This window comes from Tateyamaria algicola (genome assembly GCF_047715485.1).
Lineage (GTDB): Bacteria > Pseudomonadota > Alphaproteobacteria > Rhodobacterales > Rhodobacteraceae > Tateyamaria.
Genome location: NZ_CP180422.1, coordinates 2778074 through 2800753, shown reverse-complemented (window position 1 = coordinate 2800753; position 22680 = coordinate 2778074). Strand labels below are relative to the sequence as shown.

At 54.1% G+C, this 22680-nt stretch carries 18 protein-coding genes; 9 read left to right on the top strand and 9 right to left on the bottom strand.

Annotation, left to right across the window (positions count from 1 at the left end; genetic code table 11):
* Positions 1-12 precede the first annotated feature (12 nt).
* Entirely contained in the window at positions 13-867 is an 855-nt protein-coding gene (locus ACMHLQ_RS16310; RefSeq protein ID WP_415401749.1) for a LysR substrate-binding domain-containing protein, read from the top strand.
* Between the two features lie 244 nt (positions 868-1111).
* On the opposite strand, the gene ACMHLQ_RS16305 is transcribed toward ACMHLQ_RS16310, so the two are convergent.
* Together ACMHLQ_RS16305 and ACMHLQ_RS16300 are read right to left on the bottom strand one after the other, a co-directional pair.
* Positions 1112-1714, bottom strand: coding sequence for a TIGR00730 family Rossman fold protein (locus tag ACMHLQ_RS16305; RefSeq protein WP_415401748.1), 603 nt, complete (start codon positions 1712-1714; stop codon positions 1112-1114).
* Complete coding sequence (locus ACMHLQ_RS16300; protein WP_415401747.1) at positions 1711-2097, bottom strand: RidA family protein; 387 nt, start codon at positions 2095-2097, stop codon at positions 1711-1713. Before ACMHLQ_RS16300 ends, ACMHLQ_RS16305 begins: the two co-directional genes overlap by 4 nt.
* A gap of 54 nt (positions 2098-2151) precedes the next feature.
* On the opposite strand from ACMHLQ_RS16300, the gene ACMHLQ_RS16295 reads away from it, so the two are divergent.
* Positions 2152-3159 carry a GlxA family transcriptional regulator gene (locus ACMHLQ_RS16295; protein ID WP_415401746.1) on the top strand — a complete coding sequence of 336 codons (1008 nt, stop codon included), beginning with the start codon at positions 2152-2154 and terminating at the stop codon, positions 3157-3159.
* Positions 3160-3334: 175 nt separating this feature from the next.
* A complete protein-coding gene (locus tag ACMHLQ_RS16290) occupies positions 3335-4369 on the top strand; it encodes an IS110 family transposase (protein WP_415401745.1) in 1035 nt (344 codons plus the stop codon).
* A gap of 407 nt (positions 4370-4776) precedes the next feature.
* Here the strand turns inward: ACMHLQ_RS16290 and ACMHLQ_RS16285 are convergent, their stop codons facing one another.
* The 3 genes from ACMHLQ_RS16285 to ACMHLQ_RS16275 form a co-directional block, all read right to left on the bottom strand.
* Complete coding sequence (locus tag ACMHLQ_RS16285) at positions 4777-5556, bottom strand: alpha/beta fold hydrolase (protein ID WP_415401744.1); 780 nt, start codon at positions 5554-5556, stop codon at positions 4777-4779.
* 512 nt (positions 5557-6068) lie between these two features.
* Positions 6069-7586 carry a response regulator gene (locus tag ACMHLQ_RS16280; protein WP_415401743.1) on the bottom strand — a complete coding sequence of 506 codons (1518 nt, stop codon included), beginning with the start codon at positions 7584-7586 and terminating at the stop codon, positions 6069-6071.
* Between the two features lie 24 nt (positions 7587-7610).
* On the bottom strand, positions 7611-7961 hold the full coding sequence (locus tag ACMHLQ_RS16275; protein ID WP_415401742.1) for an Hpt domain-containing protein: 351 nt from the start codon (positions 7959-7961) through the stop codon (positions 7611-7613).
* A 278-nt stretch (positions 7962-8239) separates the two neighbouring features.
* Between ACMHLQ_RS16275 and ACMHLQ_RS16270 the strand changes: the two genes are divergently transcribed.
* Positions 8240-9301 (top strand): adenylate/guanylate cyclase domain-containing protein, encoded by a 1062-nt coding sequence (locus tag ACMHLQ_RS16270; RefSeq protein WP_415401741.1) that lies wholly within the window; start codon positions 8240-8242, stop codon positions 9299-9301.
* A 3-nt stretch (positions 9302-9304) separates the two neighbouring features.
* On the opposite strand, the gene ACMHLQ_RS16265 is transcribed toward ACMHLQ_RS16270, so the two are convergent.
* Positions 9305-12004, bottom strand: coding sequence for a response regulator (locus tag ACMHLQ_RS16265; protein WP_415401740.1), 2700 nt, complete (start codon positions 12002-12004; stop codon positions 9305-9307).
* Between the two features lie 160 nt (positions 12005-12164).
* On the opposite strand from ACMHLQ_RS16265, the gene ACMHLQ_RS16260 reads away from it, so the two are divergent.
* Positions 12165-12896: a substrate-binding periplasmic protein gene (locus ACMHLQ_RS16260; protein WP_415401739.1), complete on the top strand. Its 732-nt coding sequence runs from the start codon at positions 12165-12167 to the stop codon at positions 12894-12896.
* Positions 12897-12902: 6 nt separating this feature from the next.
* Here the strand turns inward: ACMHLQ_RS16260 and ACMHLQ_RS16255 are convergent, their stop codons facing one another.
* The gene (locus ACMHLQ_RS16255; RefSeq protein ID WP_415401738.1) at positions 12903-14636 is read right to left on the bottom strand and encodes an alpha/beta fold hydrolase; all 1734 of its coding nucleotides are present in this window, start codon (positions 14634-14636) and stop codon (positions 12903-12905) included.
* A gap of 102 nt (positions 14637-14738) precedes the next feature.
* Here ACMHLQ_RS16255 and ACMHLQ_RS16250 point away from each other — a divergent pair, with 102 nt between their 5' ends.
* A complete protein-coding gene (locus ACMHLQ_RS16250) occupies positions 14739-14933 on the top strand; it encodes a hypothetical protein (protein WP_415401737.1) in 195 nt (64 codons plus the stop codon).
* Positions 14934-15511: 578 nt separating this feature from the next.
* Complete coding sequence (locus tag ACMHLQ_RS16245) at positions 15512-16348, top strand: alpha/beta hydrolase (protein WP_415405297.1); 837 nt, start codon at positions 15512-15514, stop codon at positions 16346-16348.
* Between the two features lie 319 nt (positions 16349-16667).
* Here the strand turns inward: ACMHLQ_RS16245 and ACMHLQ_RS16240 are convergent, their stop codons facing one another.
* Together ACMHLQ_RS16240 and ACMHLQ_RS16235 are read right to left on the bottom strand one after the other, a co-directional pair.
* Positions 16668-17048 carry a hypothetical protein gene (locus ACMHLQ_RS16240; protein WP_415401736.1) on the bottom strand — a complete coding sequence of 127 codons (381 nt, stop codon included), beginning with the start codon at positions 17046-17048 and terminating at the stop codon, positions 16668-16670.
* A gap of 2 nt (positions 17049-17050) precedes the next feature.
* A complete protein-coding gene (locus ACMHLQ_RS16235; RefSeq protein ID WP_415401735.1) occupies positions 17051-18763 on the bottom strand; it encodes a phage minor head protein in 1713 nt (570 codons plus the stop codon).
* Between the two features lie 372 nt (positions 18764-19135).
* Between ACMHLQ_RS16235 and ACMHLQ_RS16230 the strand changes: the two genes are divergently transcribed.
* Positions 19136-19723, top strand: a complete 588-nt coding sequence (locus ACMHLQ_RS16230; RefSeq protein WP_415401734.1) for a hypothetical protein — start codon at positions 19136-19138, stop codon at positions 19721-19723.
* A gap of 452 nt (positions 19724-20175) precedes the next feature.
* Positions 20176-22434: a hypothetical protein gene (locus ACMHLQ_RS16225; protein WP_415401733.1), complete on the top strand. Its 2259-nt coding sequence runs from the start codon at positions 20176-20178 to the stop codon at positions 22432-22434.
* The last annotated feature ends 246 nt before the right edge of the window (positions 22435-22680 follow it).

Genomic DNA, 22680 nt, shown 5'->3' with positions numbered 1-22680 from the left:
GCATATTGAACAATGCGTCGGAACGAATTGAGTGATGTGTCCGTCTTCGTCGAAGTTGCGCGCGCCAATGGGTTTCGGGCAGCGGCAGAGCGGCTGAAGCTGGGGGCTGGATCCGTCAGTGAAGCGGTTCAGCGGCTGGAAGATCGTCTAGGTGTTCGGCTATTCGACCGCAGCACACGAAAGATCTCATTAACAGCACTGGGTCAGCAGCTGTTCGAAGCAAGTCGGCCGGCCATCAACGATCTTGAAAGCGCAATCCGTGCTCTGGAAGATGCCAAGGGAACAGTGAGCGGTGTCCTACGCCTGAACGCGCCAAAGAGCAGCGGTCCATTCTTCTTGGATAAACTGATCTGCGAATACTGCGCGCAATATCCAGACGCCAAAGTCGAACTTACTTATGACGATGAAATGGCGGATTTGGTGACATCCGGCGTTGATGCCGTGATCAGGTTTGAACACATGCTGGAGATGGACACGCATGCTGTCCCGATTGGGCCTGACCTCGACATGACCATCGTTGGTTCGCCAGACTACCTTACCAAGCGTGGAACGCCAAAGACCGCGGAAGAGCTCCTGGACCATGATGGTTTGTATTTTGCCATTGGGACACCCGATAAACCGGCCCCTTGGATCTTAGATAATGGACAATCGACATACAATGTCACGCCAAAACGGCGGGTCGTGGTGAATAATCTGAATACATTGCTTGACTATGCTCAGGCGGGCCTTGGCTTGGCCTACATGTATTCATTTGCGGCAAGGCCGCTGCTAGAAAGCGGCGAGCTGGTCGAAGTCCTTCATGGTGCGGTCCCCTCGCGACCACGGCACACAATCAACTACCTAACCAAACGGCATATGCCAGAGTGACTCCGGGCATTCATCGACTTGGCAAAAGCCACCCACCAATAGCGGCCCATTCCCGACATTGGGCACCCGGCCTGGATGCTGCATTCGCAGCCCACTTTGCGGTCTTTCGCTGTAAGTGCAAAAATTGGCATCGCTTGAACTCACAAATCGCGGAACAAACGGGCTTTTGCTGCGGCTGCGCCAAAGTCTGGTTCGGCGAGGAAATTTAGGTAGTCATTCCTAAAGTTCCCGTGAAAGACCAGCATTAACTATCGTTCTGGTAACCTTTGACAGGAGGGTGATTATAACAAGCGAAATCCTTCAAAAGTGAGCTGATATCTGAACCATTAAAAAGCATTTCCCGATGAGGCTCTGAAAGGAAGCCGCAATGAACCATTTGATCGAGCATGGCGAGGAGTGGATCAAAGTAGCCGTTCAGGTTCAGCAAGCCGATTGGCTTTTCGTGGTAGCCGATCTGACCCCATGTCCATTGCTCAAAGAACTCCTCCAATGTACCGCTCCCGCCGGGTAGAACAACGAATGCGTCTGCGCGATCTGCCATTTCCGCCTTGCGTTCATGCATGTCCGCTACGATCCGCAACTCGCTCAGACCCTTGTGAGCGATTTCGCGATCAACAAGCGCGCGTGGTATAACACCGGTGATGTGTCCGCCAGCGTCAATGCACCCATTCGCCAATGCCCCCATAAGCCCCACATGTCCGCCACCGTATACGATCCTGTGACCTGCACTTGCTAGCGCGTGGGCCGTGTCGAAGGCGTCGGATTGATAATTATAGTGGTTCCCTGACGCAGAACCGCAGAACACAGCAATACTCTTGTTCGGAAAGAGAGTCTCATTCGCCATCATGAACCTTCTTTCATGGCGATTGCCTGTATCTTGATCTTTGCGCCAAAGGGCAGTTTTGCTGCCTGATAGATTGTCCTAGCCGGGAACTGCGAAAACCGAGCCCGGCAGACTGCATTCACCTCCAGAAGGTCGCGTTCAAGGTCGGCAAACGCAATATCGACATAGACAATCTCGTCGGAATTAAAGCCCGCAGCTTCCGCAACCTTGAACACAAGATCAAAGGCGCGATCCGCCTCTTCTTGCGCGCTACCCTCCTGATAACCATCATCATATACGGCCAGCTGGCCCGAGACATGGCACGTGTTGTCCACGACCACAGCGTTGGAAATGGGGGACGGCGATGAAGGGACACCGGGAACGTCCGTGATAAAGGTTCGTGACATGGGATTTTCTCGCTTTACGGCTTTGGGTTGACACAAGCCTACGCGCCATGGCTGATGTCGGAAATGATAGGAAACCTTCAAAATCAGACAAAGCGCCTTCAATCCGTCCTTATCCTGGGTTTCAAAGATGTTCTTCTCATGGATGTGGCTGGGCCCGCTCAAGTTTTCGCATCCACCAGTAAGTTTTTGGCTTCGACGGCGTATGACATTTCCATCGTGACTGAAGACGGTATGGATGTTCAGACGGATACCGGGTTGTCCCTGCGTGCGCAGGCTTCTTTTGCCTCTGTTCTTGGGGCAGATATCTTCATTGTCCCCGGCGGCCCCGGAGTCGATCAACGATTGGGCGACACATCATTGCGACGTTTCCTAAACAAGATCGAACCGAATATGGGACGCTTCGTTTCGATTTGCTCAGGTAGTCTTCTGACCGCTTCCGCCGGACTTTTGGACAACAGAAAGGCTACGACACATTGGGAACGTGTTGACCTCGCCGCTGAGGAATTTCCCCAGGTGGATTGGCATCTGGACGAGATTTTCACACATGACGGCAAGTTCCATTGCTCGGCTGGCGTGACGACCGGCATTGATCTCGCTCTTTCACTTGTGGAAGCAGATCATGGGCGGCGTGTCGCGCTCGGTGTCGCCCGTGAAATGGTCGTGTTCATGAAGCGGCAAGGAGGGCAGTCGCAATACTCTGCACCACTCAAAGCGCAGGCGGCATCCAGCAAGCGCTTGGGAGAGCTATACAGTCACATCGAACAAGATCCGACTGCGCCATGGGGCGTGAAAAAGATGGCAGAACTTGCCGGAACAACAGAACGAACAATGCATCGCGACTTCATGCATGAGTTTGGCAAGACGCCCTCCCAATTTGTCGAAGAACGTCGTCTTGCGCTCGCGCGTTCGTATTTGGAGGGAAGCATGAAGCCGGTTAAGGAGATCGCGTACCTGTCAGGGTTCACGACTGAACAGAAGATGCGGCGAAGCTTCGTAAGAAGGCTCGGTGTGCTGCCAACAGAGTATCGAGACCGCTTTGGCAAAGCCGACATTCGTGCGTAGCGCAGCATCGGTCGAATTGGGCTCTCTGCCGACCTCGGAGGCAGCGCAGAACCGGATCATCAAGGGGATCTGTCGTCGTTTTGACGGCCCAAAGCATACGTAATTGGGCGGACCCTGAACTGAGGTCGAGCTCCCGATAGGGTCACAGGAGATCTGTGAACAAGGGAGATTGAAGATGGAATACTTTGCCGGACTGGATGTGTCGCTGCGATCGTGTGCGCTGTGCATTGTGGATGCGAGAGGGAGCGTTGCATTTGAACGTGAGCTGGCCTGTGACGTCGATGAAATCGCGCAGTGTCTGAAGAGCTTCGCCGACCCGATTGCGAGGATCGGGTTTGAGGCTGGCACGATGAGCCAGCACTTGTTCTACGGGCTTACGAGCAATGGCTTTGATGTCGTCTGCATGGAAGCGCTCCAGGTCAGCGCCGCCCTATCCGCGATGCGGAACAAGACGGACAAGAACGATGCCCGTGGCATTGCCCATATCCTGAGAACTGGTTGGTTTAGCCCGGTTCACATGAAGAGCCGTGAGGCGCACGGCACGCGCACCCTGCTGAGTTGCCGCAAAGCCTTACTCAACAAGACAATCGATCTGGCGAACGAGGTTCGCGGCCTACCGAAGATCTTTGGACTGCGCCTGCCCAAGACTGTGCAGCATGGCAGCTTCGACGATCTCGCGCGTCCACTGATCGAAGTCGACGAGGTCTTAGCGCACGCCATGTTGCCGCTGCTGGATGCTCGGCTTGAGATACATCGACAGTTCCTCGATCTGGATCGGCGAGTCAAACATGCGGCCCGGAGTGACAACACCTGTTTGCGGATGATGACAGTGCCAGGTGTAGGTCCGATAGCCGCGCTGACTTTCAAAGCTGCCATTGATGATCCTGCGCGCTTCAAAATATCCCGTACTGTCGCGGCGCACTTTGGCCTGACACCACGACGATACCAGTCGGGTGAGCAGGACAATCCGGGACGGATATCCAGAGCCGGCGATCGAGATGTTCGCGCAACCCTGTACGCCGCGGCCAATGCACTGCTGATGCGCACGATGGCAGGATCGCAAATCAAATCCTGGGGGATGCGCCTGATGCGGACGAAAGGCAGACATCGCGCTGTCGTCGCTGTTGCGCGCAATCTGGCTGGTCTGCTCCACCGCATGTGGGCAGATGGCACCGAGTTCCGTCCGCAAAAGGTGGAGGGCACAGCATGATCTGAACTGCCCAACACCAAAACCGAACGGGGTCGTCCTCACTGGACGAAGTTCGTGGATGAAGCCGAATATGGCTGCTGCGCAACGAAAAGCGCGTCCCAGAGCGAGGCTCTCCACTGCCAATCCGACACATGCGTGCAGCGATGTCCCACGCGACATCAACCAGACTGCGAAGAGAAGCGTGACCCGGATGAGCGACAAACGCCCCAATTTAAAAAAGGAAAACGAGCTTGACCCATAAGCCCAATTAGAGAAGCGGTCGTTGAACACTGTCGACAGATGCTGCGGTTGCAGCCCGCATTGCTGCCATTCGCTGCAACTGCAAATTCAGGCAATCAGCGAACTGATAAAGTGCGGACAAAAGCGATTTTTCACTGCAGTCACGCCAATGGCGGCATCTCATCGCTTCAGTCGATGGCGCTCTCCAGTAGACGGTAGAACTCTCTCTTTGCATGAACTTCTTGCCACGGCTTATGTCCGCAGCGCTCAAGCTCGATAAATTGTGCGTCTGGAAGTGAAGCTTTCAGTGGACGTCGGACACCTTCCGACGGTCTAGGGTCGTAGTCGCCATGAATTGCCAGAACGGGGCATCTAATGGCCGACAGTTTATCCACTAATGCACCACTTTGGCGCATCTCGTCAGCTTCTGGCCATACCGCCCCGTGTATTGCCGCGTCGAAGTCGACAGTGGGTGATAGCGATGCATCCCGTGAATACGTATCTGCAACGTCACTCAGCTCAATGAATCGAGCAACATCGGCGATCCCGCCGTCCGGAGTACGTAGCGCCTTGAGCTCAGACCTTTGTTCGTGGGTCAAACGGGAGTTCTTTGTTGTTCGGATACCCGAGGCAAAACGCGCTTCGAAGGGACCACTGCCAACAAGGATGAGTTTCGACACCAGATCCCTGTAGCGCCCAGCAAACAAACATCCGAGCCATGCCCCCCAAGACCATCCGACGACGACGACGGGAGGCGAACAGAGGGCGTCAATCTGGGACTTGAGTTCATCAACTTGGGCGCTGACCGAGCGACCTGCCTGGAAAGGCTCCAAGACGGCATGACCTCTTTTGCCAAGTTCCTGCGCAAGGGGTTCGATCTCCCCAGCACCACCGGGCCCTCCGTGAAGCAGTACAACATGCGATGCTGTCTTACCGTATTGTCGGAAGTTTTGCCGGCTTTCCGTCATTCAACAATGGTAGTTGCTTGAACCCAGCATTGCCAACAGGGCATGTTTGTGCCCTTTTCTTTCAGCCCCAAAACCGTCATGCGTGCCACGTTCAGCAACTGTCGAAATGAGCTCAGGCGGTCATCCGACGCTTTCGGTCGGGTTTCTTGACCTCTAGAGGCTCTACAGAGTCGGCTGGGCGGACGATTTCTGTATATCCCGGATCACATTCTTCGTTCGGACTCAAGTCATATAGAAAGCGATGATCCTTTGGACGAGATGAGCCGTCGTGTGCCAAACGGCCCACATTGGTCGTCAAGCAGTGTTGCGCCAGCGACTCTGGAGAGTCGAAAGGTCACAAGGGCTTTTTGTTGAGGACGAGCGGTTGCCGTACCATTGCAGATTGGTCAGAATTGAAACAACCTGCCCTGTCATTTTGGCCAATCCCATGATTTGCCAAGTCCGTTGTGAATAACCGGGTTTGGCCCCCAGACAGGAAGCGCAGGGTTCACGATACACGCCGCTAAAAATGACTATTCTGTAAACGAGCGTTTGATCACAATCTCTGTGTTGTCCGGCTTAGGCGATACCAACAACAGACCAATCAAGATGAACGCCACAGCGATCCATGCTGTCGAAGACAGGGTCTCGCCCAGCAAAAGCATACCCCAACCGATACCCGCCATTGTCATCGCATAAGCACTTTGGCTGGCGAATACAGGGCCTGCCAGATCAACCAGTTTGAAGCTGGTGATCATTGTGAAAGCGATCACAACACACAGGATAAGCGACACCACTTCCACCTCCCCAAAACTGTCGCTGAAGAGCAAGCTTCCCTCGACCAAGATTGCGGACGGGGCAAGGATGAAGGACGACATCAGCATCATGACACCGATGGCGGGCAGGAAATCCAGATCAGCCGGTTTTTTGGCCGCAACAAATACCCACTCAACGGCGTAGAGTGTCGGCAGGCTGAGCGACAACAGCAACCACCACCAATCAGAGCCGACTCCCGTCAGATCCAATTTGTCAAAGAGCACGACGAACACACCAACAAGGCCCAAGGTCAGACCGATCAGTCGTTTCGGCGTCGCCTTCTCCAACTTGGTGACGGACGCGAAGACAAAAACGATAAAGCCCTGAAATGTGGCGACCAAGGCAAGCAGTGTTGCTTCGATCTGACCCGCCAAAAACAACAGAACGACACGTTGCAGGATTGCGGCAATGACGGTCCAAACGGCAAGGAAACCCAGATACTTTAGCTTGAACGTCGCGAACTGCCCCCGGACAGCGGCAATGGAGATATAGCTACCGGCAAGAAACAGGTTTACCCAGGTCGCCAGCGCCAGCGGTGACGCTCCGGCATTGGCCGCCAGGCGCGAGATTGCAGGGGTTGAACCCCAAAGAATGCCAACCGTGATCACAAGGATGATCCCCTGCAGCGCATGGATTGCTTTGCGCAGGCGCAATTCCCTCTGATAGATTTCCCCTGCCATGCCCGTGAACACGGCGGCAAGCTGCCCCAACGCATCCTTGTGCTGCCGTAGATCTTCGATCTGCAGGCTTTCGGGTTTGAACTGGCCGGTTTCCACTTTCTGCGCGGCTGCCGTCAGGCGTTCCACCCGGCTCAAATACTCTTTCTCCTGGTCGCGGTACTGCTTTTTGGTCAGCGACGCCGTCAGCCGCGCGCGCAGCAACACCGGATCAAAATCCTTGGGCAGGAAATCCTCGGCACCCAGCTCAATCGCCTGCACGACGCTGTCACGCTCGTCTTCGAGCGAGGACACCACAACAACCGGAATGTCGCGCAGCGCAGCATCGGCTTTCATCGCGCGCAAAACGTCAAAACCGTCCATCCCGGGCATAACGATATCCAGCAGGACAACATCATATTCACTGTCTTGCAACGCGGCCAAACCCTGCTCACCGCTCGCCGCGAGGTCGGTTTCATAGCCAAGGCGTCTAACAGCCGAGCGCAGTTTCTTGCGGCTGATGAGGCTGTCATCAATGATCAGAACTTTGGCAAGCTGGTTTGGTGGCAACGTTGTCACTTTTGGTGGCTCAGTTCGGACACGTCAAAGTGTTGCCGGGTCGATTTCGGAGAGACCTGCTGTCGCGGCAGTGGTTTGGGCGGCGATTTGATCGATCAATACGACACTTTCAGCCGTATTTCCCGTCTTGCACTGATCTTCCAGGGCCTTACTCAATTCAGAAAGATCAGGCGCGCCTAGATCCTTTGCGTTCGATTTGAGCGTGTGGGCAGCGATACGTACTTTTTCCCAATCAGCAGCGGACGATCCGTCTCGCATCTCTGCAACGAGGTTCGGGGCGATTTCGATGAAGTCTTCAATAAATTCGGCAAGATCTTCCGGATCACCACCCACGATGTCCAAGAGCTTCTTCAAGGCGTCATGATCAATTGCCATTGGTAAACCTTCTCCAAATACCCGCGCGCTACTGGGCAGCAAACTGCACTATGTAGCGCACTATCACACGTGCGTTTCAAGTGCCCCAATCACTTGGTGAAACCACACCGCCGAGCTGCTGTCGCAAGGATGCAACATTCCATTCTTCACCGCTGGCACTATCGTAAATTGTTGAAATGTCTTCATCCTTCACATGAAGGATAGAAGTTTGACAGACTTAATGTTTTGTCGGACTTTGACCGCGAATAAAAGTCTCGTTTATCAGTAAGGCCCACCCCTTGAGCACGCCAAGCCACTCTGTCCTTGTTGTCGATGATAGTAAGATAAATCGACGCAAGATGGAAATGGCAGCAGAAGCACTTGGGCATCAGACTATGGCCGTTGAAAACGGGGCCGACGCTTTGGGTGCGCTGTTTCAGCATAAGATCGACCTCGTCTTGCTGGACATTGAGATGCCGGTCCTTGATGGGTTTGGCGTGTTGCAGGCCATGCGCGAAGACCCTGCTTTGATTGATATTCCGGTCATCGTCATTTCTGCTGTTGAAGATATGGAAAGCATCGTGCGCGCGATTGAACTCGGGGCGCAGGATTTTCTGCCAAAAAACTTTGAGAAGGTGCTGTTTGCGGCGCGGGTCGGGTCTTGCCTGCAGCAGAGACGGCTGACGAACCAGCGCGCCAAACACCTGCTGCAAATCGAGAAAGAAAAGTCCCGGGTTGATGCGCTTCTTGGGGCGACCTTGCCCGAGGCTGCGATTATTGAACTGAAAGAGACCAAAATGGTTAAACCGAAACGCCACGAAGAGGTGGTGGTTTTGTTTGCCGACGTGGTGAACTTTACCCGGTTTTGTGACCAAAACCCGCCTGAGCTTGCGGTGTCACGGCTGCAAAGTCTGATCAACGGCTTTGAAGAAATTACCCAGGAAGCCGGATTGGAAAAGATCAAAACCATCGGGGATGCGTTCATGGGCACCGCGGGTTTGTTGAAACCTCTGAAGAACGCCCGACAATCCGCAGCAGAATGCGCCCTGAAAATGGTACGTGCCGCCCCTGACTTGACCGATGGCTGGCAAGTGCGGATCGGTTTGCATATGGGCCCGGTGATTGCGGGTGTTATCGGTCAACAGCAGCACCTTTACGACCTTTGGGGGGACACGGTGAATACCGCCGCGCGTTTGACGGGCGTTGGTGAAGCCTCAAGTGTTTCTATTTCCGCTGAGATGCGGGCGGGGCTACATGGGACGGTGATTTCCCTTGGCGAAGTCGCGGTAAAAGGCAAAGACCCGTTAGAGGTCTTTCGCCTGTTCAGTCTGCATTCTGGTCAGGCGACACGTTCAGGTTAAGGTCTAAGCCTCGACAGCTTGGCGTTGGTTTTGACGAAACGCTTTTGCGGCATGCAACGCGTTCAAAAGCTCTTCCACGTCGATTGGTTTGCTCAAATACCCATCCATCCCGGACTTCAGATACGTGTCACGTTCGGAGGCCATAGCGTTTGCCGTCAAGGCAACGATATAGGGCCGCGTCGAGGGGTCGACGGTCTTGTGAATTTGTGCTGTCGCCTCGATCCCGTCCATTTCGGGCATTTCAATGTCCATCAAGATGACATCATAGGCTTTTGAGGCCACCTTAACCATGGCTTCCGCCCCGCTTTCCACCGCGTCAGAGGTAAAGCCATTGGCGAGCAGTATTTTGGAAGCAACCTTGCGGTTAATCCGGTTGTCATCGACCAGCAGAATTTCCAGATCGACGGCTTGCGTTGCGGTCGCTTCCGAGGTGCCGGTTGTGGCCTTATCTGCTTCACCCGCCACCACCTTGCTGAGCATGTCCAGCAGATGCCCAGATTTCGCCGGTTTGGTGAGTGTCCCGGCAAATCCAATGGCGTCAATTTCATCCCGCAGCGTGGACTCAACCTGCCCGACAGAGCTGAACAACACCATCGGCGGGGCTTTCTCTCCCAGCCGTCCCTTGATTTCGATAGCCAGTTCTGCGCCTGTCATCTTGGGCATTTTGTAGTCAAGGATCAGGACATCATAGGCGGTCAGGTCCGCTTCAAGCGCCTCCTGCGTGGTCGCCAGAGCATGTGCCTCCAACTGCCATTGATGCATTTTTTCCAGCAGGATCATGCGGTTCGTGCGATTGTCATCAACGATCAGCGCACGCTTTCCTTTCAGATTGCGAATGCGCGCTTCGCGTTCCTCACGGTCGGGCACGGCAGCGGCCTTTACGTCGATCTCAAAGGAGAATTCTGTGCCTTTGCCAACTTCGCTGTGCACCTTGATCTCACCGCCCATCAGGTCCACCAGACGTTTGGAGATTGCCAGACCAAGGCCGGTCCCGCCGTACTTGCGGCTTGTGCTTGCATCGACCTGACTAAAGGATTTGAAAAGACGGTCCATGCGTTCTGCGGGAATGCCAATGCCTGTGTCGCGCACCGCGACTCGAAGCTTGGTTATTTCGCCAATGGCAGGTTCGGGTACATCATCAGCGGTTTCGATGGTCAGAATAACCTCACCGTCTTCGGTGAATTTTACCGCGTTGTTCAGCAGATTCATCAGTATCTGCTTCATTCGCGTTGGGTCACCCAAGAAGCCTGCGGGAACGCCTGGACCGATGCGGCTGGCAAGCTCAATGCCTTTTTGCGCAGCCTTTGAGACGACAAGGTCCATCGCCCCTTCCACAACTTCCGCGACATCTAGCGGAGTACGCTCCAGTTCAAGCGCACCGGCCTCGACCTTTGAGAAATCCAGAATGTCGTTAATAATAGTCAGCAGCGTGTCTGCGGCGCTGGAAATCGTATCGCTGAAATCCCGTTGTTCATCATTCAGCTTGGTGTCTTTGAGCAGTGTGCTCATACCCATGATACCGTTAAGCGGGGTTCTGATCTCGTGGCTCATGGTGGCGAGGAACGAACTTTTTGCCTCATTTGCCGCCTCGGCCTCTTCGCGGGCCATTTGCAGTTCCGTGATGTCGGTAAAGGTCGCAACCGTGCCGCCATCTTCGGTCTTGCGTTCATTGATGCGCAGCCATGTGCCATCTTGTCGTTTCTGAACATGCGCACCGGACGGGTTCTTGTGTGCCTCGATCCTCTCTTTGATCCAGGCTTCTTCGTTTTCTTCTACGTCCTTGATCAACCCTTTTCCCACTGCCTTGCGGATGATCTCTTCGAACGTCGCGCCTTCTTTCAACTCTGTTTCTAACCCCGCATACATCATGTCCAGATAGGTGGAGTTCGAGACAACCAGCCGGTCGTGTTCATCATAGAGGGTAAAACCATCCGAAATGCTCTCAATCGCGGTGGTCAATTGGGTGCTGGTTTTGCTGAGTTCTGCTGTTCGCTCTGCCACAGCCTGTTCAAGCGCGTCTCGCGATTCTTCCAAACTCTTTAGGTTGATCTCTTCACGTGCCATCATATCGTTGAACGCCGTGATCACCTCGCCCATCTCGTCCCGGCTGGACCATTGTACAGGTTGCCGTGTTCCCCCTTTTTCGACAGTTTTGATGGCCTGCAACAGCCGTTCCAGTGGCCTGCCCACGATACGGCGGTTCGCGACGAGGGCCGACAAAATCACAGCCAATAGAAGAACAGCTGCCAAGGCACCGGCAACGACCATGCGCTGGGTGCGTTCTGCAATAATTCGGTCATTTCTAAGGCTGAGTTCGAAGGTACCGATCACTTCAGCATCTTCGCCGGATCCAAACTTGATATCGCTGCGCGCTTTCAAAAGGTCTTCGTCTTCGGACACCTTACTTTGGGAAAGAATGAGTTTCCCGTCTTCATCTCGCACTGTCAAAGCCGCAACATCTTCATCCAGCATGATTGCGTCAGCCACCAGATGGATTTGTTCGCGCGCAACGTTCCAAACCGGATCCGCCAAAACCTCGCTCTGGATCGAGAGAATCTGTTCAAGTTTTCTTGAAATTGCCTGCTCGGCTCGGCCAGCAGAAATCAATTCCACCACACCAAATACGAGAGCGATCGCAACCAATACGAGCGGGGCCACAAATGATAAAAATTTTACCTGAAGTTTCAATAGATTAGCCTTCACCTAAGACTTGTTCATTTAAGGGCCTTATGCGGTCAATAATATTCCCCTAGCTTAAGCAAACCAGTAGCTAAGTCACACTCAAAATTGCATCCTTCAAATGAAGGATGACAGAGGTTTTAGCCATTGATAACGACGGCACGAAAGGTTTGGGGAATTTGATATGAAGAAACACATTTTAGCGGCACTTGCGGCAGTATGTTTGAGCGCTTCGGCGTCCTCTGCCCAGAACCTGAGCCTTGCGGCAACAGAGTGGCCTCCATTTTATGGGTCAGAGCTTCCAGACAACGGTTTCATGACCGAAATCGTGATCGAAGCCTTTGATCGCGCAGGCTATGGTTCAGACGTCGCGTTCCTGCCCTGGAAGCGGGCGTTTGAAGGGACACGCGATGGCAAATACGACGCGCTGTTTACCATGTGGTATCGCGAAGAGCGGGAAGAGTTCTTTTTGTTCTCTGACCCATTGCCCTCAAACGAGCTGGTTTTGCTGGTCCGTGCAGGAGAAGGCGGCACATTTGAAGGGTATGACAAGCTGCAAGGCAAAACCATTGGCGTTGTCCGCGGGTATGCCGCACCACCTGGATTTGAAGAGGCAAAGCTGAAAGTCTCTGAGGCGCGCGATGACGAAGAAAACCTTCGGAAATTGCTGCGCGGTCGCATCGACATGGCGCTGACAGACCGGATCGTGGCTCAGCACATCATCAATACCAAAATGGAAAGCGACGCAGAAAACTTCGGCTGGATGGAACCGCCCGTTCATGTAGACGTGCAATATATGGTGGTCCCAAAAGCCATTGATAACAGCGAAGAATTGATGCGTTCTTTCAATACGTCACTGACCGCGATGACCGAAGATGGCACGTTGAAAGAGATCATGGGAAAGCATGGCTTTTAAGGCGACCTAAATCTTCCCTACGGTCTGTAAATCCGCAAGCGCCCAGTCCAAAATCTGGGCGTATTGCTGGTGAAACACCATGTAGCCGCTGTTTGGCAACACATCGAGCGTGACATGTGCGAGTTCGTCTGACCACCGGCGCGCGGCGCCCCATTGCACATTCCTATCGTGTTCGCCGATCACCAGTCGCACGGGAACCGGACAATTGCAGAGCAAAGGCCGCCAGTCTTTGCGGTAGTTCAGATCGCCAAAATTCCCAACGTGCCCTTGATCCCGGTGCACTCGTCTCCCGTGCACCATCACCGGCAGAATGTCGGGCCGCGTGATCCATTCCACGTCCTTGGGAGAGGCACGCATGACCGCCTTACCAAAAGCAGCAGGGCCAGAGCGCATGACAAAGGCAAACCCGGCCTTGCACAAGAACTTCACCGTTGACGGGAAATGCAGCCGTGCATGCGGCAAGAGATAGTTGTATCCGTTTGTGCCTTGGAGATCTTCGTCAGACAAAACAGGCAACAGGGGATGACACGCCGTTATCCCGGTGATCCGTTCGGGCATATGTTCTGCAGCGGCCAAAGCGTGCACCAATCCCGAGGACGAAGAGACGATAGCGACGCGATCAATGTCCAAGTGATCAAGAAGAGCCTCAACATCCGGCACAAAGTCACGTGGTTCGCTTGCATCCCCTTGATACACTGTCGTCTGACCAAAACCGGGGCGCAGTGGCCCGATAATACGTATCCCCTGCCGTGCCGCCATCTGGACGGGCTCCTTGAACCAGACATCCCCAAAAGCCTGATCATGATACCAAAGCACAACTGCTTTTCCGTCCGCAGCCCCGAAATCCGAATACTCCAGAACCCGCTCATCCGGCAGGGTCAGCACATGCCGCTGATCTTCGCGTGGGAAAAACGCGGTTTCATTCCGGGCCTGCAAACGGGCGGCAACCAGATTGCCTTCGTCGACCTCGTGCATCAGCGCCAAACCAAACACCATCCGCGTGCAATCCATTTGATCGACGGTCTCTGTCTTGCCAAAGATCGATTGCAGCTGGCTGCGGACGGTTGAAACTGCGGCCCTTCTGCGCCGCGCCATCTCTTTAACTTTGAGGCCCTCAACCATCAGCCGGATGATATCGACCTCAGCACGGCTCAGATCAAACAGGTCCTGCAGGATCGGCCCCAGATGCCCGGGCCATCCGACATCGCTGGTCCGCAAAATGACAAGTGACCGTTTTGTGCTGGGTTGGATGTATTGCTCAAGCCGGATCAACAGCGGGCGGTTGGTGTCCTGATTGCGAAACCGCAACACGTCATTTGGATTGTTGCGCCGGTCGCCATGCTGTGACACATCCGCAATCCGGTTTTTCAGGCGGGCCACTTCATCCGCGGAAATCGGTAGACTGCTGACCGAGCCGCCCGGGACAAGATCGTAGGCCGTCATTGCAGCCATATTGGCATCAAGAATGTTGCCTGTTTCATCCATCGCAGCGGTGACCTGAATGCGCTTGGCCAGTTCCTTGCCCAGAGCCTCATCCGTCTCGCGTCGCCATGGAGTGACAATATCCACAAGCTCGGCAGCGCGCTGCGCGTGTTCCGACAGGACCTGCGCATGGTTCTTTTGACCATTTTTCCGCAGCGCGGTCAGCTGTGCCTCCAGCTTAACCATGAAAGCGTCATAGGCATCTGGAGTGACGGCTAGATCGTATATCTCGTTGATAATATTCTGATCCTGATTCATGGGAACGAGTATACGCAGGTGTCCAATAGGTATTGAAGTCATCGTGACCAACCCGCGTTTCCAGCCCAAGGTGAACTTTGCTGTTTGTTGTTTGACACAAACTTGGCTGATGGCTCCTCAAGCCCGCAGAAAGTCCGCCAGTTCTCTCCAAAAAGCACAGTTGATAGCTTTGCCGCGACTAAAAATGAATGGCTGGCTTGTTTGGAACTGCGGCACGAAGAACCGGATTATTCCTCCCGGACGTACAATAGCGGCGTTCCAAACCAGCTTCCCAGCATGACACACCACGATAAATGAGGCCCAAGCAATGATAGCTGCGTTGGCGTTGGCCCAGTCGTCATCGTGCCGCGCTTGCAAAGGAGAGATGCGCCAGTGGGATCGCAAAACATTAGTCTCGGCAAAGCCCACGATTTGCGCTTCGCAGCTTCAAGAAAATGCTGCGTCGGCAATAGCTACACCTGTAAACGTCCGGCGCGTTCGCAACTTGTGAGTTCCCCGGATGGATCTCTACGTTTTAGCTGAATGGTCTGTTTTTCTGCCGCACTATCGCAGCAATGATCGAGTACTTACCGCAATTTCCACACTGCGAGCGTGCGCAGCGAGAAACGTCTGTCTACAGTGTGGGCTCTAATGGTCTTCAGGTACGATTCAATATCTGTAGTACGCCCTGCCCTATGCAGATAGTGCAACGATCAGTCTCCTAGGTTGCTTAGGAGACAGCATTTGGATGTGCCGGTCGAAATCTGAACCGTCTAATTCTACCCACGTCGGTACAGGTTTGTGCCACTGCCGATTAGACGTCAGTGCCTCGAATTTCCGGCTCTTTCAGCCTGATCTCACGTTCCAGGAAATCAACAAAACGTCGCACGCGCGCGATGCGACGCATTTCTGGATGGATGAGGATGCACAAAGGCGGCCCCCTTCCATTTCTGTTCCTGGCATCATTTGAAGCTCTGGTCGAACCGGAAGACAGTATTCGGTACTACCTTTACACACCACCTGGTTACACTGGGCAGGAGGACCGGCCATACCCGGTGATCGTTCATCTGCATGGCGCAATGCCGTTTCCCTGGACGATTGCGAAAAGGATGGGTCATTCCCACGTCAGCGCCCTTGGCAATGCGATGGAAGAGCTTTCAGTAAATGACGCCGTTCAACCAGCCGTTATTATCGCGCCCTATGACGGGTTCGGGTTTTCGATGTGGTCCGACTCTTCTACGGGACACGTGACGGTCGAGACCGATGTCGTCTCGAAAATCCTGCCCGAGATCGTTGAAACGATGAACGTGGCCGCGACGCGTGATCAGACTAGGATTCTAGGTTTCTCCATGGGCGGGTTCGGGGCACTCAAGATCGGACTGAAATACCCCGAGAAGTTCGGGCGGGTGACATCTTGGGATGGTGCAGTTCACGACTGGCAAACGCTGAGTGACACGCGGCCAGGGATCGTCGCGAACATGTTCGCGTCCGAGAACGATTTCGACGCCCATTCGCCTTGGATTGCGGCCAGCCAACTGGATCCATCGACTCTGCCCGCGATACACCTGTTCTCCGGATCCATGGCGGCCCCGTCAACTTACACCGAAAAGTTCCGCAGGCGTCTCACGAACATCGGTTTGAGCTTCGAATTCGAGGAAACGACGTGCCCCCAAGACCTGATTTGCTTCATGACAAACCAGCGGGTCGAGAACGCCTACGCGTCGCGTGAATGACTGCGACTACAAGGGGCACGGTAGTACCCAAAATATCGCGACCTCTACTAAATGTCACCAGAGTACTTTGCGTTCCCGGCCCTAAGCCGACCTTGAGCAAAGCCTCCAAATGCTGCGGACGCGGCCCACTTTGCGGCCATTCGCTGCAAAAGCGAACTCTGGGCCTCGTCTAGCTCATAGATCGCGAACCAAATGGGCTGTCGCTGCAGCTGCCCCACAGTCAGCTTCAACGATTTGGCAACGTCAAGAACTGTCGTTTATGCTGGTGACAAAAACGTATGAGCTTTGGCAAGCTGAAACGATTGATTGTGTTCCAATCTCACTCTGAAAGCGACAACGCGCTCCGCAAATCTTGGATCACTGCCTGCATTCGCTGCAAGTAGGCTGATTGCTGGCGAATATCGTTTGACACGTTGTTCCAACGCGATGTGTTAGGAGAAACGTCACCCGTTCGTAGATCAGCTGACAGCTTGATTAGTGCCATCTCGAAATCTGAATTGACGCCGGGAACATCCAGCAGGCTCTTGTCGAGCAACACATACCCGAGGTCTTCTTCGATGTGGTTCAACCAAGGCTCTGTGACTTGTCTGGCCAATGATGCTGTTTCCAGTCTTTGGTTCAGCACCGCCAACACCTCCGCCAAATCATGATAGTTGATGCGGATTGTCTGATCTTTGAATTTAAGAACTGTGTTCGCCATGCTTACCTCATGATGTCCACCGGAATATCCGACGATACCCGATTTTCAAGTTCTTGGCGCAACCTGTCCACTTGCGTCGCGCTTAGTCCTTCAGCATCAACGACAATTCGATCCGCGCCAGACTGGAAATTTGCCTCCTCGATGGTCGCCTCGATCAGTCCATCTAAACGTTCTTCTGGAACTGCGCCGTCTACACCTGGGACCGGTCCTTTGACTTCAATTCTTTCGCGATTCGACTCATCGAAGAAATCGTAAGCGGGGTCCGCTGGGTCGGGACGCGTCAATACAGTCCCTGTGGCAGCTTCATACCTAGCACCTGCGCGACCTTCACGAGGCCGCTGAACACCGTTTTCACTAGCGAGTTCAATTGACCGACGACCGAAATCATCAGGAAGATCACGTTCGTCGGGTATTGAAAGGTTACCAATCTCATTGGCAACAATATTCGGCCCTGTCGCCTCGGGAATTGGTGTTGAAATGATGTTACTCGTTGGATCGCCGGGAACCGGGGAGCCGGTGTTGTTTGGCAGGCCCAGTTCTTCGATAGGATAGGTTTCAAGCCACTGCTCGATCCGTTCCGGGGTGAAACCGGATAGCTCTCCCAAACGGCGCTCATCTTTTGTCAGTTCAGGGAAAATCTCGACCCAGCCCTGGGCCAGCTCGCCTGGCTGAAGCTGTAAATTGTCACGTGCGAACGCTTCACCAGCGGCTTCGATGAAATCCTGCAAGGCCCGTTGTCTCGCAGAGTCGCCGCCAACGCCTGTCTCCAGAATGGTGCCCGGGTTCAACAACTCGTAAAGTGCCGCCGCTTCAGCGCCGATACGGGCAAATTCCGGGTCTTTGGGTAGAACCGGATACCCGCCGCTGCTGATCCCTTCCTGCGCGAGGGCATAAGCAGTTGCGGCCAGACGGCCTTCGACGGTTGTGACATCCACCCCAAGCCGCCCGCCTGCCTCATCCACGCGCCACTCCCGCATAGCGTCCGTCCAGTCTTGCAGCGCATCAGACGCGAGAAGCGCCGCGCCAACGCCAGTCAGAGCGCGCAGGCCGCGTATTGCATCGGTTAGATCGAGAGCAGGGACACTACCTGCGGTGGGCGCAAAATCAGCAAGTACCACATTGCTCTGGACGCCAGGCAAAACAGGCTCGGCGTAGCAACGGCAATTGTGTGCTTCACCTGGATGCCCGCCTTCCGGCGGATTGCCCCAACGAAAAACGCGGTCATCATATGCCGCGTGGCTGTCACGAACTTTGGTATCATCCCGCGAGCGCCAGATGTACTGCACAATCCCAAGGTCTTCCTGCCGGATCTGGTTGATCAGCCCTGCGAACGCGCGCACGAGACGTTCTTCCATGGCCGCTCGTAGAGGCCTCAGTCGCTGTTGGTGGTTCTCATATTCGCTGAAAATGCTCTCAAGGCGCACGTCCCATGCATCAAGCGCCTCTGCCTTGGCGTCCGACACATCTCGTAGACCGGCTTCGGTGACAGTTGGAACTGTGTCGGGCGGTGTCAGCGCGTTCAGAAGCATCCGGGTGTTTTCGGAAATCACCTGATCAAGGCGTTCGCCAAAGTCCGCCCGTAAAGCGGAATAGTTTGGAAAGGTCGATTTCAGTGACAATCCCGAGCGGCGACCGATAATATGGCCATCCCTTCGAATGAAATCGTACTCACCGTTGCCGCCATTCCTGAGGAAGTCGCCGAAAACGTGTTGCATGGAACCTCCGCATTCTTGCGGAACAACTTCTATTCATCATTGGTAAAGGAATCCTAAGACCACCGTTCGCTATGTTTCGATGACGCTGATTACCCCATTTCCGAAAGAAACTGACATTCATTTGCTGTGCAGCGCCTATTTGAATGGGCTCTTCGCAGCCGTCAGATGCGGTGAAGTATCGACTTCAACTGGAATGTTTCCCGGGCTGTAGACGGCCCTTAGGCGACATTGGCATATGTGATCCAATGCTGCGGCGCTGCACGTCATTCCTGCCGTTCGCTGCGTTTGCGAAGGACCAAGTTAAGCGTGTTATAACGTTGGGCGCAGCTGAAGGAGGCTTGACTAGAGTATCGGTAAAGTCATGGTTATTCCATGGGCTACAAGATATCAAACCTCGCCAATCTTCCGGAAAACCTCGGAGATTTCCATGCTTTTATAATTGGTGAAGGAACCGGCCCGCAGCTCGATTGGATGCGAGGTAACTTTGATCGGCTTGCTCAAGAGATCGGACCAGATGCAATTGTCGTTCAAGGTCATGATCAGACACTAACCGAAGATATCTTAGCGCTACTTAAGAGGTACTCGAACGAGCAAACAACGGCTTTTCTTGATGAGGGATTGTTCTTGTTCGTTTCTGAGGGACACCCCCTAACAACAATGAAACCGGTCTTTGTGTTTCCTTTGACGCAGGCCGACGAACACTCCGACGACGCTGTCGGTTATATGGCCGCAATTGTGGATCGCGTAATCGGAGCGATACGTTCTGACGAGTTTTCTGATCTGGTTGCAGAAAAATCTCCGGATTCATATTCAATGCACTACGGTGGCGGACTATTTTTCCAGTTCCTCACGAGACTCAATGAAACTCTTGAGCTCAAGCCAAACATCATCGGGCTTGGTGTCAACTTCAATGAGATAATCCAAGCAAAGCTAGAGAGTTACAAACGCGTGATTGGTTGACAACCACGGCCCAAACCTGCCGTTGCCCAATGGGTCAACATGCTGCGATCGCTACCCGCGTAGCAGACATCGGCAGCGCGTGCAAAGTATGAGGACGGTCATACTTGCAGGCTGCAGGACGAAGGGGCCGTTTGCTTTTCGCGCTTCAGCTACGGGTTTCAACGTGAAGTAGGCATTGCCCTTTGACACCTGAGGTGGGTAGCCGGTTCGCTGCGTGCGTGAGTGTAACACGCCGAATGGAAAAACTCGGTCACCGGCTGGGGAATCGACCACGCCCAATGGGGTCAGTCTTCGCATTTGAGATTTTCCGCTCGTTTTTCTGAAACTGAACTCTCTACAATGACAAGCCGGCTCATAAAGCACGCTCTTTGAAATCTGTATCACTGGAGATCATTGTGTGGCAGCGTTGATCCACCAATATTCTTTTACCAAAACATACAAGGACGCTCGTAGTGCCTAGCGAATCCAATGATTTTATTAGCCCACTCTTTGCAGTCCGCGTCGGCAGCCTTGCCATGCCCTCGTGGGGGCAGTTTAGATCGCCTGTTGTTCAACCCGGCTACACGCGGATGCTGTCCGACAACGACGAACATGACTTCATGTCTGGCACAAGCATCTGCACCAACACGAAGAACAGTATGCATTTTGAAGTCGGTATTTCGGGGTCATACGGCTCTCCGGTGGCCAAGTTCTCTGGGGGGCTTGGCGTCGGTTATTCTTCAGCCCATGCTGAATCCGACCAGAGCATTTCAATATCGATGAATGCCGTCCGATACTCGGGCGTCGAATTGCTCGATTTCGACAATGTGTCGTTCGACGAATTGCTGTCAATTCTGGACGAGAACGTCGCCAAAGACGTGGAACGGGTCCTGGACAAGTTCAACACCGCCCTAGCCTCCGGCACCGACGAGGACAGACGCCTCTGGGCGAACATCGTTCTGAAATTCTATAAGAAGTACGGCTCCGGCATGGTAGTTGCCGTCGTTTGGGGCGGCTGGGGAGAGGCCAAAATGGACCTGCATGTTGGGTCTCACGACGACAAGTGGGCCCTTTCGCAAACGGCGAATTTTACCTATAGCGGCCTTGTGGGCGCGGCCTCGGTCAACGAGGCCCTAGGCCTGACAGGTGAAACGTCAGGCATCGATATCACCGGCGAAGTTACGGCCACGTACCATGGCGGGTGCGTGTCAGCCCTTGTTAAGGGTTGGGAGAAGGACTTGATGGACAAACTGTCCGCCAAGGTCAGCAAGATCGGTGATGCCGCGGTGGCCAATCTGCCGAGCGCGGATGTTAAGGTGCCAGATGCCCCTGAAGCCAAGAAACCGCCGAAAAAGGGCGGAGTGGCGGACAAGATCGACAAGATCAAAGATCTGGACGGTCTGAAGGCCTATGCGCAGGCATCGGCCTACGACAAGTACATGAAGGATCACCCAGACTCTGACATGACCCTTGAGCAGTTCCTCGATAAGGCAAAGATCAAGACGGATCTGAAGGATATCTCCGACGATCCTTATGACGCGGATATCGATGACGATGGTTTTAAGACGGACGCAAGCGCGCCGACCCTTGAAACTGAAGGGGAGGACGATGCCATCAGGCCATTGGGTGAAGGCGGGTTTGACCCCGGCCAGGACTTTATCCCACTTGGGGCTTGGATTGCGCCTTGGGGGAATATTTTCCCTTGGCTGGTCATTGGCCAGAACAATGACATGGAGGCGGGCGACACGACGACAATAAAGCAGATGCTCAAGGTTCTTGCGGCCCGACACGCGTTCAACAGCTTGACCCGGATTTACGCGCGCATGCATGCCGAGGGTCTCCACTTTGTAAGTGACAACCTCAGTGTAGAAAGTGCCGCGGATGAGTTTTCAGGCGCTGCCGCAAAGGTCACGAAGGGGATGCAAAGCGGAGCAGCTGACGGGTTGCGCGCGCTAACTGATACAGTTCTGCCCGGGCTCTCCAAGGGGGCGTTGACGATCTACAAGACATGGATGGACACCCCTGCATTGCGGCAATGCGAGCTTGGGGCCGGAGTGCTGATCTGGTCGGGAAACAAGGAGATTGGTGGATTCAGGAAGATGGCTGGCGTTACCGACCGCGTGCGGGACGTCGGTAAAGACAAAACTGCGAACACCGCCCACGATTATACATGGGACAATACTGCTTTTGACTACGAGGCCTGGAACCTTACGGATTTTTCAGCCGACGCGAAGGCCTGGCCTTATATCGAGCCAACCGGAGACATATCGGCGTTTGTTGCCGGAGCGCCCGCTGGCAGTTTCGGTACGGAAAGGCCAGATATAACAACGCCTCGGGTGCCGACATACGGTAGCGGTGTTCTAATCAGCGACCTTGGATTGCCCGCCGTGGCAAGTTTTGCCGTTGATGAGAGGCTGACATTCAGCGTCGACCCCAAGAATGGGCATGACACGCTCTACTACGTCTCAGACGCTTTCCGTCTGCGCTTGATCCCCTTGTCCTATTCCGCTGCTCAAGGTCTTGACGACTGGTGGGGGTGCTCAATGACCCCCGACCTCTCAGATACCAAGGCTCAGGTCACAAAGGTTAGAAACCAGCTTTCGGACTTGGACACCTATGGATTTGACGTGTCTGCATGGACAGATAGCCTGAGTGTTGAACCGTCAATGGACGCTCTGAAATCGACCTACGTTGGGTTGGTTCCGGAGCCGCCAAACGTGTTTCCGAAATAGGCATCGCGACTATTCGGGCTGGTTTCGGGGCACATTTGCGCCTTCGTGATAAGGCGCGTAGCCAACTTGCACATCCACTATTGGAGTTGAAAGCACCAGCCTCGGGACCTTTACTGAAAGGAGTTGTCTTCTAAGGCCCGCCCACTACGGGTCCAAACCCACAATTGCTCGAGTGACAGTTGCTGGTATCGTAGCGCATTGCCAATCGTTTCAGTGTACATGAGTTTACGAAACCATCGGATTGGT

What these genes read in the sequence shown, in the direction of transcription:
- ACMHLQ_RS16310 (WP_415401749.1), top strand. Translation starts at nt 13, where the DNA reads ATGCGTCGGAACGAATTGAGTGATGTGTCCGTCTTCGTCGAAGTTGCG.
- ACMHLQ_RS16305 (WP_415401748.1), bottom strand. Translation starts at nt 1,714, where the DNA reads ATGATGGCGAATGAGACTCTCTTTCCGAACAAGAGTATTGCTGTGTTC.
- ACMHLQ_RS16300 (WP_415401747.1), bottom strand. Translation starts at nt 2,097, where the DNA reads ATGTCACGAACCTTTATCACGGACGTTCCCGGTGTCCCTTCATCGCCG.
- ACMHLQ_RS16295 (WP_415401746.1), top strand. Translation starts at nt 2,152, where the DNA reads ATGTCGGAAATGATAGGAAACCTTCAAAATCAGACAAAGCGCCTTCAA.
- ACMHLQ_RS16290 (WP_415401745.1), top strand. Translation starts at nt 3,335, where the DNA reads ATGGAATACTTTGCCGGACTGGATGTGTCGCTGCGATCGTGTGCGCTG.
- ACMHLQ_RS16285 (WP_415401744.1), bottom strand. Translation starts at nt 5,556, where the DNA reads ATGACGGAAAGCCGGCAAAACTTCCGACAATACGGTAAGACAGCATCG.
- ACMHLQ_RS16275 (WP_415401742.1), bottom strand. Translation starts at nt 7,961, where the DNA reads ATGGCAATTGATCATGACGCCTTGAAGAAGCTCTTGGACATCGTGGGT.
- ACMHLQ_RS16260 (WP_415401739.1), top strand. Translation starts at nt 12,165, where the DNA reads ATGAAGAAACACATTTTAGCGGCACTTGCGGCAGTATGTTTGAGCGCT.
- ACMHLQ_RS16255 (WP_415401738.1), bottom strand. Translation starts at nt 14,636, where the DNA reads ATGAATCAGGATCAGAATATTATCAACGAGATATACGATCTAGCCGTC.
- ACMHLQ_RS16245 (WP_415405297.1), top strand. Translation starts at nt 15,512, where the DNA reads ATGCGACGCATTTCTGGATGGATGAGGATGCACAAAGGCGGCCCCCTT.
- ACMHLQ_RS16240 (WP_415401736.1), bottom strand. Translation starts at nt 17,048, where the DNA reads ATGGCGAACACAGTTCTTAAATTCAAAGATCAGACAATCCGCATCAAC.
- ACMHLQ_RS16235 (WP_415401735.1), bottom strand. Translation starts at nt 18,763, where the DNA reads ATGCAACACGTTTTCGGCGACTTCCTCAGGAATGGCGGCAACGGTGAG.
- ACMHLQ_RS16230 (WP_415401734.1), top strand. Translation starts at nt 19,136, where the DNA reads ATGGGCTACAAGATATCAAACCTCGCCAATCTTCCGGAAAACCTCGGA.